This window comes from Bradyrhizobium sp. USDA 327 (assembly GCF_041262065.1).
In the GTDB taxonomy this organism is placed as follows: domain Bacteria; phylum Pseudomonadota; class Alphaproteobacteria; order Rhizobiales; family Xanthobacteraceae; genus Bradyrhizobium; species Bradyrhizobium liaoningense.
In genome coordinates, this window is sequence record NZ_JBGCCW010000001.1 from 6469930 (window position 1) to 6484181 (window position 14252).

Annotated in this window: 10 protein-coding genes and 1 pseudogene; 4 read left to right on the forward strand and 7 right to left on the reverse strand. The window is 63.4% G+C overall.

From position 1 onward, the window contains the following. Positions 1 to 911 precede the first annotated feature (911 nt). Positions 912 to 1061, forward strand: a complete 150-nt coding sequence (locus ABIA42_RS30680) for a hypothetical protein (RefSeq protein WP_370118131.1) — start codon at positions 912 to 914, stop codon at positions 1059 to 1061. Between the two features lie 135 nt (positions 1062 to 1196). Next, the gene (locus tag ABIA42_RS30685) at positions 1197 to 1475 is read left to right on the forward strand and encodes an HU family DNA-binding protein (protein WP_370118129.1); all 279 of its coding nucleotides are present in this window, start codon (positions 1197 to 1199) and stop codon (positions 1473 to 1475) included. Positions 1476 to 1914: 439 nt separating this feature from the next. Here the strand turns inward: ABIA42_RS30685 and ABIA42_RS30690 are convergent, their stop codons facing one another. From ABIA42_RS30690 to ABIA42_RS30700, 3 genes are all read right to left on the reverse strand, one after another. Beyond that, positions 1915 to 3657: an outer membrane protein gene (locus tag ABIA42_RS30690; protein WP_370118126.1), complete on the reverse strand. Its 1743-nt coding sequence runs from the start codon at positions 3655 to 3657 to the stop codon at positions 1915 to 1917. 476 nt (positions 3658 to 4133) lie between these two features. Then, a complete protein-coding gene (locus tag ABIA42_RS30695) occupies positions 4134 to 4565 on the reverse strand; it encodes a hypothetical protein (protein WP_370118124.1) in 432 nt (143 codons plus the stop codon). A 146-nt stretch (positions 4566 to 4711) separates the two neighbouring features. Next, positions 4712 to 4879 (reverse strand): hypothetical protein, encoded by a 168-nt coding sequence (locus ABIA42_RS30700; RefSeq protein WP_018268905.1) that lies wholly within the window; start codon positions 4877 to 4879, stop codon positions 4712 to 4714. A 214-nt stretch (positions 4880 to 5093) separates the two neighbouring features. On the opposite strand from ABIA42_RS30700, the gene ABIA42_RS30705 reads away from it, so the two are divergent. Together ABIA42_RS30705 and ABIA42_RS30710 are read left to right on the forward strand one after the other, a co-directional pair. Continuing rightward, the gene (locus tag ABIA42_RS30705) at positions 5094 to 6137 is read left to right on the forward strand and encodes an IS110 family transposase (RefSeq protein ID WP_018273859.1); all 1044 of its coding nucleotides are present in this window, start codon (positions 5094 to 5096) and stop codon (positions 6135 to 6137) included. A 449-nt stretch (positions 6138 to 6586) separates the two neighbouring features. Next, positions 6587 to 6796 (forward strand): hypothetical protein, encoded by a 210-nt coding sequence (locus ABIA42_RS30710; RefSeq protein ID WP_370118122.1) that lies wholly within the window; start codon positions 6587 to 6589, stop codon positions 6794 to 6796. Between the two features lie 74 nt (positions 6797 to 6870). Here ABIA42_RS30710 and ABIA42_RS30715 read toward each other — a convergent pair whose 3' ends face one another. From ABIA42_RS30715 to ABIA42_RS30730, 4 genes and pseudogenes are all read right to left on the reverse strand, one after another. Beyond that, positions 6871 to 7800: a DUF2493 domain-containing protein gene (locus ABIA42_RS30715; protein ID WP_370118119.1), complete on the reverse strand. Its 930-nt coding sequence runs from the start codon at positions 7798 to 7800 to the stop codon at positions 6871 to 6873. A 328-nt stretch (positions 7801 to 8128) separates the two neighbouring features. Continuing rightward, on the reverse strand, positions 8129 to 9196 hold the full coding sequence (locus tag ABIA42_RS30720) for a toprim domain-containing protein (protein ID WP_370118116.1): 1068 nt from the start codon (positions 9194 to 9196) through the stop codon (positions 8129 to 8131). After that, a pseudogene (locus ABIA42_RS30725) lies at positions 9196 to 13520 on the reverse strand (strawberry notch-like NTP hydrolase domain-containing protein). Before ABIA42_RS30725 ends, ABIA42_RS30720 begins: the two are co-directional and overlap by 1 nt. A 272-nt stretch (positions 13521 to 13792) precedes the next feature. Beyond that, positions 13793 to 14206, reverse strand: coding sequence for a hypothetical protein (locus tag ABIA42_RS30730; RefSeq protein ID WP_370118113.1), 414 nt, complete (start codon positions 14204 to 14206; stop codon positions 13793 to 13795). Between the last annotated feature and the right edge of the window lie 46 nt (positions 14207 to 14252).

Below are 14252 nucleotides of genomic sequence, written 5' to 3' on the forward strand. Positions count from 1 at the left end.
TGCGCGAGGAATGACGGCGCAGCCGGCAGGGGAAGAAAGTTGTGACGCCGCTGTTGCGCCATAGGCGGTCGAGGCTTCAGCCGGCCTTCGGCCAGATCCATCCATCGAAGAGGCCGTTCGGTGCGCTCGATCCGAACAGAGCTGACATCAAGGAGAACGTGGCGATAGCGAGTCCCCTCCGAGAAGCCGGCCCAACGAATTCAGTAGTCATTGGCTCTTTGTGCTGACAGGGGCAAATTTCCGCTTCCGCGATCACCGCCTCGGCCGCATGCTCCGCTCACGAGGGTCGTCGGCCGTGTCTGTGAGCCGCCGCCGTTTGGTCGATGCCCTCACAATGACCGCCACGAACCTGCCTCTCTGCGATGATCGGTCGAGCCTCGACGCTTAGGCCACTCTCGGTCCAGCTTCAAAGACGAAGACCGCGAGCACTCTGGGTGCCTGATCCAGTCCAGGCCCTTCCGGTGTGACGCTAGCAGCTCCCGGCAAGATCTGCCCTGTTGGCTCGGGTGCGGTCATGCCCGTGAAGCGGATGAACGCCGTGGTGCTGACGGCAATCGTGGGGACGGCAGCAGATATTGTGTACGAGGTCGGCGAAGGCATCGCCATCTGGACGATTCGTACATGACGCCGTACCTGCTTCGGTGGCGGGCCCGGCGTACCTCACGAATTCCCTTTGTGACACGGATATCTTATACCGGAGAAGGGTGAACGCGCGGATGGAACAGTGTGTGATCGCGATTGATTGGCGCGACATTCAAGAGCGACGGCCGCGAAGTCACATTTTCTTCAAGAACCAAATGCAATCTGTCGCCTGATCGTCGCGGCCGGATGTACGCCGTGGCATCACGGGGCCCCGGCTTTCATGCCGGGGTTTTTTGTTTTCAGGGAGTTCGAAAGTAAGACATTTTGGGTTGGCCGTTGAGATCGAACCCGCCGATGCCAAGCGCGCGCTACAAAAGAGCCTCGCCAATTATGACGAGCTCGCTCCGGCCATCACCAAGAAGAATGCAGCCAATCGCCGGCTTGCGCGCCAGACCCGTTCGCGAAAGCTGCCGACCTAAGCCGAATTTTTGGGATAATTCGCGCAAGCGGCCAGGCCGCGTCTTGACGTGGCTGCGATGCGCGCTCCTCTATGCTGAGAGCGCCGAGGCTGCGCGCAGCCGATTGCAATCGACGTCCCCGAGGAACGCCACACCATGACCACTGCCGCTGAAATCGCCGACGAGATCGCCAAGGCGTACAATCTGCCAAAGGCGCAAGCCAAGGCCATCGTGGACGGTGTCTTCAAGTCTATCGCCGATGCAGCAGCGGGCGACGGTGAAACCAATGTGCCGGGCTTCGGCAAGTTCAAGGTGAAGCACACCCCGGAGCGCGAAGGCCGCGATCCCTCGACTGGCGCGGCGATCAAGATCGCGGCGTCGAGGAAACTGACGTTCGCGCCGGCCAAGGCTCTCAAGGATGCGCTGAACGGCTAGAGGCAGGGGCGCAAGGCCGGCACCCTTGTTAGGTCCCTTGTCCGAGGGTTCCCGATGCGGACCAGCCGTGCCTTGAGGAAGGCGAGCGAGCGGATCGGACCGGTCAACTCGTTGTTGCCGGTCTTCCGGAAGGTGTTGATGGTCGCCACAGTGTCTTCCTTGATCTCTGTTTCCGCGCTCGCACCATCAGCGCTAGGCCGTGCTGATCTACCGGCTCGATCCCGAGTACCCCGCGCAATATGATGACCTCGCTCGCGCGATGTCATTGGCAGACGCACACTGTGCACTGGTGTGGATGCGCATGATTTCTTTCGCTATCGGCGACCATGTTGGCCGCTTGCAAACGACGTGGGCGCCAAAATTAGGCCGATGTTGATCGTCATTGCCAAAGCAGGATTGCGTCCAAGAGGCGTGGAGCTTGGCTGCAGGTGTGATCGTTTCAATCGAAGCTATAAGACGTCTGAAAGAATATGCCCCAGCGCTCCATGCTGTACTTCGCAAATTTGGGTGGCGCTTCTACGCAGCGGCTGCTGCCGCGGCACAAAGAGTCGCTCCGCCTGTTGGTCCACGTCGCCCAATAGCGGCCACCGACGCCGACGCTGAAGTTCCTGGTGATGAAGTAGGACAAGACGCCTTCAACCTGGACGCCGCCACCACCATCGCCCCGTTGTTCAACGAAGGTGGTCTCATCACGCAAGAGATGATGGTCACGCCCCTTGAAATCGGTCCAAGGCAGGTAAGCGACATCCGAGCTCAAACGCCAACGCTCGGTAAGCATGGTTTCGGCGCTTAGGCCGATACGAGGTGCATTCCATTGAGTATCCTGGCTGCCAATGATTTGATCAGCGGACGCCGAGCATGGAGACATGGGGTTGGCAATCTGCATGCAGCCGATCGTGTCGGAGCTCTGGGCGTAATAGGTCCAACCCAGGAATCCCCCGACCTTGTAGGTGCCGCCGCGCAGGAAATCGTAACCTAGGTCCGCCGTGTAATACGTGAACCTTCCGTTTGCTTGGCCTGACACGTTGTTGATATACGACAAACCGGGTTGAACGAAATTGTCACCGCCGGAAACTGGCCCTGAAGCTTGACCCCAATCTTCATTGTTTATGTTTCCCTTGTTGAAGCGCCCGGTACCGACATTGCTCTTCAGGAACACTCCCCACGGGCTGTCAAGACGGCCGAATAATTCCCCGGAAAGTCCGTCCAGTCCGTGATATGTGAGCCTTGACAAAAGAATGCTTGGATCTTGAGGATTGGGATCGCGCACTGCGCTGTGGTCCCATTGGAATCTTCCGCGGCTGAGCCAGAGCCGCGATCCGCCTTCAAACGACCAACCGGGCGGGTAAGCAACCGGGGGCGCGCCGGCGGGTGCTTTCGCGTACAGCGGCGCGTCGCCCCATTGCGCCGTCCAAGGGTCGGCGCCGAAATGGTAATTCAACCCGATCTTTCCGACGTGATAACTGCTGGAGGGCCTCATTGTGTTTGCCGGTAGAATCGCAAACGGTGGAAACTGCACGGTCGGAGGTGTGTCGATCCTCTGCCCGCCGAAATGTAGATAGTCATACTCAACATTGACGGACCATGCAGGCGTAAGCGCTTGCTCGACGCCAAGCCCGATGATGCCACCGACACGACCATAGTCGAAATGGGTTTTGTGCTGTGGCCAACGGCCAAAGAACTCGTTGTTATTGAGGACGTCGCCCCGATTGTTTTGCCAAGCCACGCCTCCCTTGAGATAAGCCAGCGTGTGGCCCAGAGCGCCAAACGCGTAACCGACGCGGCCGGTCGCAGTGGCAAAGACGTTGGGACCTGCCTTGCAGTTTGCGCTTACCACAAAGCCGGAGGCAGCGAGGCAGGTATTTGTGCCGTCGGAGGCAGCACCGCTGGCATCCAATTCGAGGCCAAACACCCAGCTATTCTTCTGCCAATTGTAGCCGATCTGGCCACCTGCCAGGAACACGGGGGTATCGACGACACCGCCATAGATTGAGGGGCCGTAGGAATTACTGAAGGACGTCCGGCCGTAACCACCGCCGACGTGCCCGCCAATATAGCCTCCGGACCAGTTCCACACCGCCGGTGGCAGTTTCTCTTCTGGCTCAAGGTCTGCCGCGTTGGCCGCGCCGCATGCGACGAGCGCAATCGTCGTAGCTCCCAAAAGAAGAACTCCAGATCGCATCCAACACTTCCCAGCATTTTCTCGGTCCACGACCGAGCGCCTTAAGTTATCGCCGCAGCAAACCGTCCGGGGCGGACCAGACGCTAACGGCGACGCGTGCCGCGTCCGCCCGAAGACCATCGCACTGCGATTGGTGATGATGTCGCAAAGAGAGCAAGTCGCGTGCCGAAGTGAATTCGCAGGCTAAGCAGGCACTTCGTAGCGGCGTGTAGCGTCAAGTTACTGACATTGGTCTCGATACCGACATGAGCCACATTGCCTGAGAGTGGCCCTGATGAGCTGAGTGCGCGCGGGACGCGTGCAGACCCGACCGATGTGATTTCAGCATAGAGCCTTCTCTGCGCTTTCCCGACGACGGCGCTGTGTCGCCGTTGATTTAATTTCACCGAGGTCTAAAGCGGCGCTTAGCGCAGGCTCGATGATGAAGGCTTGGTGCCAGTCTGAATGCCTGGAGGGAACCCACCGTCGAACCGATATCAGCCGCGCGCCAAGCGCTGTTTGGCTGGTCCACCTGCGGCCATTCCGGTGAGGCGGACAAGGGCCGCGACGCTGACGGCAATGGCCCCGACGACCCCGAAAATCGACTGCCAGGCGGGTGACGGCATCGCAATCTGGGCGATTCCGTGCGCCGCGCTGTAACCGGCGAAGGTGGCGGGCGCGACATAGAGGAGGATGATCGGGAGCCGGAGCCAGATGCATGTCACGAAGGCGACCGCGAGTTGGCCGATGCCGAAGGTTGCGCCGCCCGCTACGAGAGCCACCGCGATGCCGCCGAGCACGCCAGCCCCCGTGTGGAAGGCCCACATGCCGATCATCACGCCGGCGAAGAATGGCAGTACGAAGATGGCAAGCGTGAAGAGCAGCCAGCCGAAGAAGCCGATAACGAGCAGTGGTCCGAAGATGGTCATGGTGGTGGGCTCCGTGAGATAAAGGTCTGACGGTCGCGCCTTCCACCACCACCGCGGCGCGAGAATGAGTATAGCTGCAGACAAGCGCCAGCGGGAGCGATAATCCCGCTGGCCTTGCCCAGTCCAACTCGCGTAGCGATGCACCTTCATGGTTGGAAGGGATCGAATTCGTGAACGATGGCGGCGGGATCGCCATCGTACTCACCGGACGGCATGACGCCGTAGGCGCCTGTGCCAGACTGGAAGACGACGACACAGACCATGAGAGTGGTGGCGAGATTCCAGCCGTTAGCGAATGCGAGGGCTTGAGACATTGATCCGGCTCCTGTGCTGAGGCGGGGACCATCCCCGCGCGACAGGCGCCCGATGTGTCGGGCCGAGGGCCGCAATCACCGCGCAGACGAAGACGGAGAGGCGGCACGCTCACGCGTAAGCCGACCCCTTGATGTGGTGGAACGGCCCGCTCCAACAGCATCAAAGTGCTAGAACGTGGTCGTTGTTCGAACGCCACAAAGGAGGGACCGTTCCGTGAAACAGGTTATCACCATCGGGCTGGATCTGGCCAAGCACGTTTTCCAGGTTCACGGGGCGGATGCCGAGGGCTCACCCGTGTTCAACCGGAAGCTACGGCGCAGCGAAGTTCTGCGTTTCTTTGAGAAGCTGCCAGCATGCCTGGTGGGGATGGAAGCATGCGGTAGCGCCCACTATTGGGCGCGCGAGATCGCAGCTCTCGGTCATGAGGTCCGGCTCATTCCGCCGGCTTATGTCAAACCCTTCGTCAAGCGTGGCAAGACGGATGCGGCGGACGCTGAGGCCATCAGCGAAGCGGTGACCCGAAAGACCATGCGCTTCGTGCCGATTAAGACGGCTGAGCAACAGGCTGCCGCGATGGTGCTGAAGACCCGCGCTCTTCTAGTGCGGCAGCGAACGCAGTCGGTCAACGCGTTGCGCGCGCATCTGGCAGAATTGGGGATCATCGCCACCGCCGGCCTGGCAAAGGTTGAGGCGCTGGTCGCAATCATACGGGATGAGACAGATGCACGCCTGCCCGCAGCAGCGCGCTTCGCGCTGATGGCTATTGCCGACGAGATTGAAGCTTCAGCCGACCAGATCGAGAGGCTCGAGCGCGCAATCGTCGCGGAGGCCAAGCACGACGAGGACATGCGTCGGTTGACCACGATCCCTGGCGTCGGCGCCATTACGGCGGCGACCATCAAAGCGCTTGTGCCGGATCCCGGCGGGTTCAAGTCGGCTCGCCACTTTGCCGCCTGGCTGGGATTGACGCCGCGGCCTCATTCAAGCGGAGGCAAAGAGCGGTTGGGACGAATATCGAAGATGGGAAATCCAGAACTCCGCTCTCTCCTCGTTGTCGGGGCAACGGCCGTCTTGCGGCTTGTCCGAAACGACGTTCGGGCGCGGCCGTGGCTGAAGGCGCTTCTCGCCAGACGCCCCTTCAAGGTTGCCGCCGTCGCGCAGGCCAATAAGACGGCGCGGATCATCTGGGCGCTCCTGAACAAGGGCGGAATTTATCGGCGTCCCGACCCATTGGCGATTGCCGCGGTGACGCAGTGACCGCCAAAACGATCTGACCGGCGCAGGCCGGCAGAGGGCGAGGTGCAACAACAGGCGATGAACCCATGGGACGAAATCCCGAAACGAGTGAAGCTACTGCCCCCAATGCGCTCAAGCGCGTAAACTTGATTTAGCTCCTCGTTCCGCGGATCTCATCGAGGCCAGCGGCCTTATTGTGCCGCGCGCAAAGGCCGGACATATGACCGCACCGTTCCAATGTGTGAAATCGACTGAAAAAGCTCTTGCCTCGCGGGCCGTTCCACATATGTGGGTTGATGGCGTCAGGCCTCTCGGTCCGACCAAGGATCAGCGCCGATAGACGCGGGGTGGCGCCCGCCGGCAGGAGACGTGCCTCTGAACCTGCAGCAACGGCGCATATCGTCGCCCTCTCCAGCTGTTGGCCGATCGGCTAAGGCGTATTACGACTTGGCATGATGGAGTGAGGCGCCATGGCGGAATTCACGGGACGCGACCTGCATCTGATGAAGAAGGCGCTTGCCATTGCGGTGCTGGCGATCGAGCGGCAGCCGGGGCCGCTTCAATCGGTGTCTGACCAGAGCGACATGAAGGCGCTGCTCGACGATCTGATCGAGAACGATGCGGAGTTGGCGCACTATGCCCGTGCGGCGCGCATCGTCGTAACGGGTGAGCCGGACTGAAAAGTGGGTTTGCGGAAAGCCGGCGATCCGCCTTTCCGCTCTCAAGTCATTACGCATTGCGGCGAGAGCGGCGCCTATGCGCCGCCGAACCTCCAGACCGGTATGCCGAGCTTCCTCGCCTTGTCAGCGAGGTTGTCCTGGATTCCCGTGCCCGGGAAATGCATCACCCCGATCGGTAACGCCTCCAGCATCGCATCGTTGCGTTTGAACGGAGCGGCCTTGGCATGCTTGGTCCAGTCGGGCTTGAAGGCGATCTGCGGAACCTTGCGATTGTCGGCCCACTTGGCGGCGATCAGCTCGGCGCCCTTGGGCGATCCGCCGTGCAGCAACACCATGTCCGCATGCTTGGCACGCACCTGGTCAAGTTTGGCCCAGATCAGCCGGTGATCGTTGAAGTCGAGACCACCGGTCAGCGCGACTTTCGGTCCGGGCGGCATGAGCACCTGATTGTCGGCGCGCTTCTTCACGGCCAGGAAGTCGCGGCTGTCGATCATCGCGGAGGTCAGATTGCCGTGGTTGACCTTCGACCCGTTGCGCGGTCGCCAGACAGAATGGGTGTGGCGTTCGAACTCGTCGGCGGCCTGGTCGCGCATCAGCTCGAAGGCGTTGCGTCGCTCGATCAGCGTCTGCCCCTCTGCTGTCAGTCGTTCCAGCTCGACGGATTTGATCTCGCTGCCATCCTGCTCCCGCTGCGACCGCTGCTGCGCCAGCTCGTTGTCGTCGAGCTCGCGCTCGATCCTGTCGATGGCACGATGGAAGACATTCACTGTCGACCAGAGCAGGTCCTCGAGGTCGGGCTCAAGACGGGTATCGGACAGCGCCACCACGAGGGTATCGAAGATGTCGACGATGCTGCCGGCGAGGACTCGCGCCTCAGGGAGCCGCCGGGGATCGGGCTCATCGTGGAAGGGACGGTAGCCATAGAGCTCAAGTTCCTGGAGGACCTGATCGGTCGCGGATGAGCTGCGGTGCGGCTCGAAGTCCTCGTCGTTGTCGGTGGTCATTGCGGCTTTCCCTGGTCGGATCGACCGCGCCCATCGCGGCCTTCATGGCGACGAAGGCGGCGGGCGGAACGGACTTGCACCCGCAGCGCAGCGCAGGGCCGGAGCTTTCGCGGAGGACCGAAGGGGGCCGACTATTTTGCCTCGCGATGTAAAGGCGGCTCCGCCGCCGACGGAAAATAGTCGGTCCACGAGGTTGCCGGTCCGGGCCGCTTGCCGCCCGATCGCCCTCTCAGAAGGCCGTGGGGCGGTCCTCTCGGCGCCGAGGGGAAGCAGGAGCACCGGCCTCGCGATAACGAAGCGGCTGCGTCGCACCTCAACCCCGTTGCGGCTATGCCGCCAGCTCCATAAAGCGGGCAACGTCCTGTGCCGCGATCTGCACGCGGCTCCCGGCCCGAAGGGCATCAATTCCGAGCAGGCGAAGATCCTCGTTGAAGTCGCCAAGCCGTGGCGAGATCACGATCGCCTCGATCCCGGCCTCCTGCGCCCGATCGATCAAGGTCGTCACGGCACTGTCACCGGCAGGATCGTCATCGCGGGCGATGTAGAGCCGGCGCAGCGTGTCCGGGAGAAGGATGGCGGAGAGGTGCGCCGCCGAGAGGGCTGCGACCATCGGCATGGTCGGGAGGACGCTGCGGAGCGACAGCATCGTCTCAATGCCCTCGCCGGCCGCCATGACCTCACCCGTGTCGCCAAATCGAACGGCGTGACCAAGCAGGTCGCCCATCGCCCGTTTCGGCGTATCGATCAGCGCCTTGCCGAGCGTCGTCTCGCTGAAGCCTCCGGGGTCAAGCCAAGTGCGATGCGCGCCGGTCAGGTGGCCGCGGAGATCGGTGACGGCGGCGATCATCGCCGGCCAGGTCTCGGTCGCGCTGTGGTCGTCGGGCCGGTAGTAGCAACGGGGGTGAAAGCGCAGACTTCCGGTTTCGTGCAAAGCCGTAATGCCACGATTGCGGAGATACGTTTCTACGAGCGTGCCCGCAATCGACTGCGACATGCCGAAGAGTCGCCGCGCCGCCTCTGGCGATCCGAGGGGCGCGGGCGATTTTCTCGGCCGGAGGCGACTTGCCTCTGGCTCCGGTTCTGGACGCGGCAGGCTCAGAAATCGTCGTGCCTCATCGGCGACATCGCGAAAGCTAGCGAATCCGCAGCTCTCGCGGATCACGTCGAGGAGATCGCCATGTTCGGCCGAGGCAGCATCTCGCCAATGCCCAGCGGCGCCAGGTCCGGATTCCGGTCCGCTGAGCCGGACGAACATCGACCGGCCGGGCGTATTGCGGACGTCGCCCACCATCCAGTAGCGGCCCTGGCGCCGCCCGTTGGACAGGTAATGGCGGCACACGGCCTCGGCGTCACGCGCGAGACGGCGGGCGAGTTCGGAGGCGTTGTCGCGGGCCATCAGGCGTCCCCCCGCTCGCCGATGCGCACGATCGGATAGTGGTCGAGCACCTTTGCCAACACCGCAGCACCGGTCGCATCTGCTGGCACGAACATGCGCAGCTTCCACGAGATGATCTCGCTGAAGAGGCCGTAGGCGCGCAGCCGGTCACGCATCGTATCCGTGAAGCCGGACAGTTCGATGCGATGGGCGCCCATCACGCGGACACGACGGAGCTGCAGATCCTCGGCGAGGTCGAGGACGGTGCGCCCCTCCATCAGCGCCGAGAAAGCTTCGTGTGGGGTCAAGCTGCAGGCCGCGGTCGCGCAAGCGTTCGCCGCCCAGGCTGGCGAGACCCTGCGACCGATGATGCGCTCGCCGGCATCGGTCTGGAGCCGATAGACGCGCGTCGACTCGTTCGGCAACCGCTTCCAGATCGGCAACAGCAGGCCGGCGACGATGTGGAGCGTACTCTCGGCGAACTCGGGTACGTCGACGACTTCGCCGTCCCATGCCGCGGCGAATATCTCGCGATCCGCGGGCTGCCAGTGGCTCTCGGCCATCATCTTCATCGAAGCATGATGGTGCTCCATGGGGCGGATCAGCCGCACGCGGCATTCGATCTCGCCGTCATCGAGCATAAGGCTCGGTGCCGGAATCTGCACGGCGGCGCGCCCCGAGCGCTCATTGACCAGTAGCACCGCCCGAGCATCGGCGAGATAATCGAGCGCGTGCTCCAGCGTCGTGGGGTGATTGCGCCGGTGTTCGGTGATCGTGAGCAGCCGGGTTTCCGCGCCAGTCGCAGGGTGCGTGTAGATCGTGCGCCGATCGGTGACGACGAAGCTCTCGGCCTGCAGTGTCTCCAGGCCGATGTCGTAGACGCCGCTGGCAATAGCGCCCTCGACCTTGGCGTTCAGTAACTGCTCGAACGCCGTGAACAGTACACCTTGCAGGTCGATGGTGAGCGCGAGCAGGCGGTTCAAGAACGTCGTGATCGGCGGCAGCTCGTCCTTGATGCCGTTTTCGTCCACGAGCTTCAAGCCGGTGGCGTCCTCGAAGATCTGGAGCGAGCAGCCTTCTACCTTGCCGCGCACGAGCAGCAGGTAGAGCTGGCGCAGCGCATCTCGGGCGTAGTGGCTCTCAAGATTGTCCTCGGGCCGGAACAGGCCCTGGCCGCCGGTCTGGCGCTGGCCGCGGGTGATGGCACCCAGCGTGTCAAGCCGGCGCGCAATGGTCGAAAGGAAGCGCTTCTCCGCCTTGACGTCGGTCGCGATCGGTCGGAAGAGAGGCGGCTGCGCCTGGTTGGTGCGGTTCGTACGACCGAGACCCTGGATCGCGGCATCGGCCTTCCAGCCCGGCTCGAGCAAATAATGGACGCGAAGCCGGCGATTCCGCACCGAGAGTTCGGCGTGATAGCTGCGGCCCGTGCCGCCAGCCTCCGAGAAGACAAGCACGCGCTTTGCATCATCCATGAAGGCGGCGGTCTCTGGGCGGAGGCGGCACGGTTCTCGACGGCAAGGCGGTCCCCCCTGCGCACCACGCGCCGGGAACGACCGGTCACTTCCGCCACGAGGTCCGTGCCGAAACGCTGCACGATCTGGTCGAGCGCGCCGGGAACCGGCGGAAGCGACGCGAGCTGCTCGATCAGCTCATTGCGGCGGGCGACGGCCTCGCGGCTCTCGACCGGCTGGCCGTCGCGGAAGACGGGCCGCGACGAGAGATTGCCGTCGGCGTCGGTGAAGGGCTCATAGAGCTGCACCGGGAAAGAATGGGCAAGGTAGTCCAGCACGTACTCGCGCGGCGTGATCTCCACGCGCACGTCGTTCCATTCGGCAGGTGGGATTTCGGCGAGCCGCCGCTCCATCAGCGCCTCGCCGGTCGACACGATCTGGATGACGGCGGCATGGCCCTCGGCCAGATCCCGTTCGATGGAGCGGACCAGGGTCGGCGTCTTCATGCTGGTGAGCAGATGGCCGAAGAAGCGCTGCTTGGCCGATTCGAAGGCCGAGCGCGCGGCCGACTTCGCCTGACGATTGAGCGTACCGGTTTCGCCAGTGATGTTGGCGGCCTGCATTGCCGCGTCGAGGTGATTGTGAATGACGCTGAAGGCGCCGGCGTAGGCGTCGTAGATGCGCCGCTGCTCGTCGGTGAGCTGGTGCTCGACCAGCTCGTATTCAACGCCGTCATAGGAAAGCGAGCGTGCAGTATAGAGACCGAGCGAGCGAAGATCGCGAGAGAGTACCTCCATCGCCGCCACGCCGCCCTCCTCGATCGCCTCGACGAACTCGGCGCGGGTGGCGAATGGAAAATCCTCGCCGCCCCAGAGCCCGAGGCGCTGGGCATAGGCGAGATTGTGGACCGTGGTGGCGCCAGTCGCCGAGACATAGACGACGCGGGCATTGGGCAGCGCATGCTGCAGGCGCAAGCCCGCACGGCCCTGCTGCGAGGGGGCGACATCGCCCCGCTCGCCCTTGCCGCCACCGGCATTCTGCATGGCATGGCTCTCGTCGAAAACAATGACGCCGTCGAAGTCGGAGCCCAACCATTGAACAATCTGCCGGACGCGCGAAAGCTTCTCGCCGCGGTCGTCGGACCGCAGCGTAGCGTAGGTTAAAAATAGGACGCCTTCGGCCAAGCGGATCTCGCGCCCTTGAGGGAAGCGCGAGAGCGGCGTGACCAGCAGACGCTCCATGCCGAGCGCCGACCAGTCGCGCTGCGCGTCCTCAAGCAGCTTGTCGGACTTCGAGATCCAGACCGCCTTGCGCCGGCCCTGCAGCCAGTTGTCGAGAATGATGCCGGCGGACTGGCGACCCTTGCCGGCGCCGGTCCCGTCGCCGAGCATGAAGCCTCGACGGAAACGGACGGCGTTCGGTGCGTCATCGCGGGCGGCCGTGACGAGGTCGAAGGTCTCATCGACTGTCCAGGCGCCTTCGAGATAGTTGCCATGCGCCTCGCCGGCATAGATGACCGTCTCAAGCTGGGCGTCTGAGAGGACGCCGCCGCTGAGGAGGTTGGCCGGCAGCCGGGGCCTGTAGCTCGGCTTCGGCGGCGCGACCGAGGCCATCGCTGCCGACTGCACCAGCTTGGTCGGATGCGCGTGTGCGCCGGGGATCCGGATCGATTGCAGCCGGTATTCCTCGTAGATGGCGTCGCTGAGGCGCGCGCCCTCGGGCGGCGTCCAATCGGTCGTCTCGTAGACAAGATCAACCGCTTCGGGGGCGGCAACTGACGCCTTGGCGAGCTGCGAGGGCGGCCGGGCGAGATAGCCGCGCACGGTGCGAGGCGCCGGCGAGGCTGACATGGGAAGCGCGCCGGTTGATGCGACGCTCAGGCGAGGTGGAACGTGTTCGCCTATCCAGTGGAGCAGCGTCGCGACATCGGGCGCCACTCCCAGCGACGCCGGAAACGCGTTCGGATCAACGGCAGGCACCTTGTCGACAACGGTGAGGCGCGTCTCGATCGTGGTGCCGTGCTTGGCATAGACCGCACCGGCGATCGCCGCGGTGAACATCACGCGGCCGAGTTCCTGCAATCGGGCGAAGGCGTCGCGCCAAGTTGAGGCTTCGGGTGAGAAGCTTGCGCTGTTGACCGTGACCAGCCGGCCGCCATCGGCAAGACGCGCCAGGGCGGAGGCGATGTGACGGTACGCCGTGTCGGCCATGCGGCCGGAAACGTTCGCCGTCGCCGAGAACGGCGGGTTCATCAGCACGACACTCGGGACCACCGTGGGATCGAGGTGATCGTCGATTTGGGCCGCGTCGAAGCGCGTGACGGAAACGGCCGGAAAGAGGGAAGAGAGTAACATGGCCCGGCTCTCGGCCAGCTCGTTCAGCACGAGCCCGCTGCCGGCGATCTCGGCGAGGATAGCGAGCAGCCCGGTGCCTGCCGACGGCTCGAGCGCGCGATCCGCCGCTGTAATGGCGGCCGCGGTAAGCGCAGCCAGGCCGAGCGGGATCGGCGTCGAGAATTGCTGAAAAATCTCGCTCTCGGCAGAGCGGCGCGTGTGGGTTGGCAGAAGCCTCGCGATCTTGTCCAAGGCGGAAAGTCGTGAAGCCGCAGAATCAGCTTTGCGGAAGAGCGCCTTTCCGTATTTGCGCAGGAACAGAACGGTGGCGGCTTCACAGGCATCGTAGCCCATCTTCCAATCCCAGGCGCCTGTCGCATCGGATGCGCCGAAGGCCGCTTCCATGGCGGCACGTAGAATTGCGGCGTCGATACGTCGACCACGTTCGAGATGCGGCAGGAGTTGCTCAGCCGCAGTGATGATGACGCTGGTGCCCTCGGGAGCGAGAACAGGCGAGATCGGCGCGAGCTGGTCGGCCGCAATCGGGGAAAGGTTATTCATGGAGCAAGCCTTAAGGAGAGCGGGAACGGGCGAGCCGATCGGCGCTCTCTCTGACCGCACCGGCTCAAACCCGTCCCGGCCGTCCTCTCCCTCTCAGCATCAAGGCCGTGCCCGACATGAGAAACGGCGCCCCACCGGATGGCGGCGCCGTGTACAGAGCGTTCATCCGTATCCGAGCTGCCAAGATGGCGCGGCTTGGCCGTCATCAGCGACGGCGACCGCTTCCGCGAGGTAGCCCGCATCGCCTTCGGCGACAGTGACGATGTATTTCGTCACGACGCAGCTCCCTCGATCGGATCATTTTCGCCCGCGAGAATGGCCTCGGCCTTCGCGATGGCGGGGTCTGCTCGTCGGCGCCAAAGCTCGACATCCGCTAAGCCTCCCTCCGGAGCGTGAGCAAGGATCTTGAGCAGACCGAGCAGCACCTCGAAATGGTTGGCCTTGCGCTGGACCTGCTCGTCAAAACGTGAGGAGAACCGCAGGGGCCGACCGATATAGGCAGCGTCGCTGCCTTCCCAGACGCGTGTGACAAAGGTGTCGCCGGGCTTTTCGACGTCCGACTTGTTGTCATCCCAGCCCTCGTCGGCGATCGCGAGATCGCAGGCTTGGTCGAGCGTTTCGGCTTCGTAGGTTCGCTGCCGGCAGATCGGCAAATGATAGGTCGTCTCGATGGTGAAGAAGGGCACGAGAGCCTCCGGAATGCAAAAGCCCGGCTCGCGCCAGGCTTTGGTG

Excerpts from the sequence above, each read along its gene's own strand:
- ABIA42_RS30685 (WP_370118129.1), top strand. The coding sequence starts at position 1,197 with ATGACCACTGCCGCTGAAATCGCCGACGAGATCGCCAAGGCGTACAAT.
- ABIA42_RS30690 (WP_370118126.1), bottom strand. The coding sequence starts at position 3,657 with ATGCGATCTGGAGTTCTTCTTTTGGGAGCTACGACGATTGCGCTCGTC.
- ABIA42_RS30695 (WP_370118124.1), bottom strand. The coding sequence starts at position 4,565 with ATGACCATCTTCGGACCACTGCTCGTTATCGGCTTCTTCGGCTGGCTG.
- ABIA42_RS30700 (WP_018268905.1), bottom strand. The coding sequence starts at position 4,879 with ATGTCTCAAGCCCTCGCATTCGCTAACGGCTGGAATCTCGCCACCACT.
- ABIA42_RS30710 (WP_370118122.1), top strand. The coding sequence starts at position 6,587 with ATGGCGGAATTCACGGGACGCGACCTGCATCTGATGAAGAAGGCGCTT.
- ABIA42_RS30715 (WP_370118119.1), bottom strand. The coding sequence starts at position 7,800 with ATGACCACCGACAACGACGAGGACTTCGAGCCGCACCGCAGCTCATCC.
- ABIA42_RS30720 (WP_370118116.1), bottom strand. The coding sequence starts at position 9,196 with ATGGCCCGCGACAACGCCTCCGAACTCGCCCGCCGTCTCGCGCGTGAC.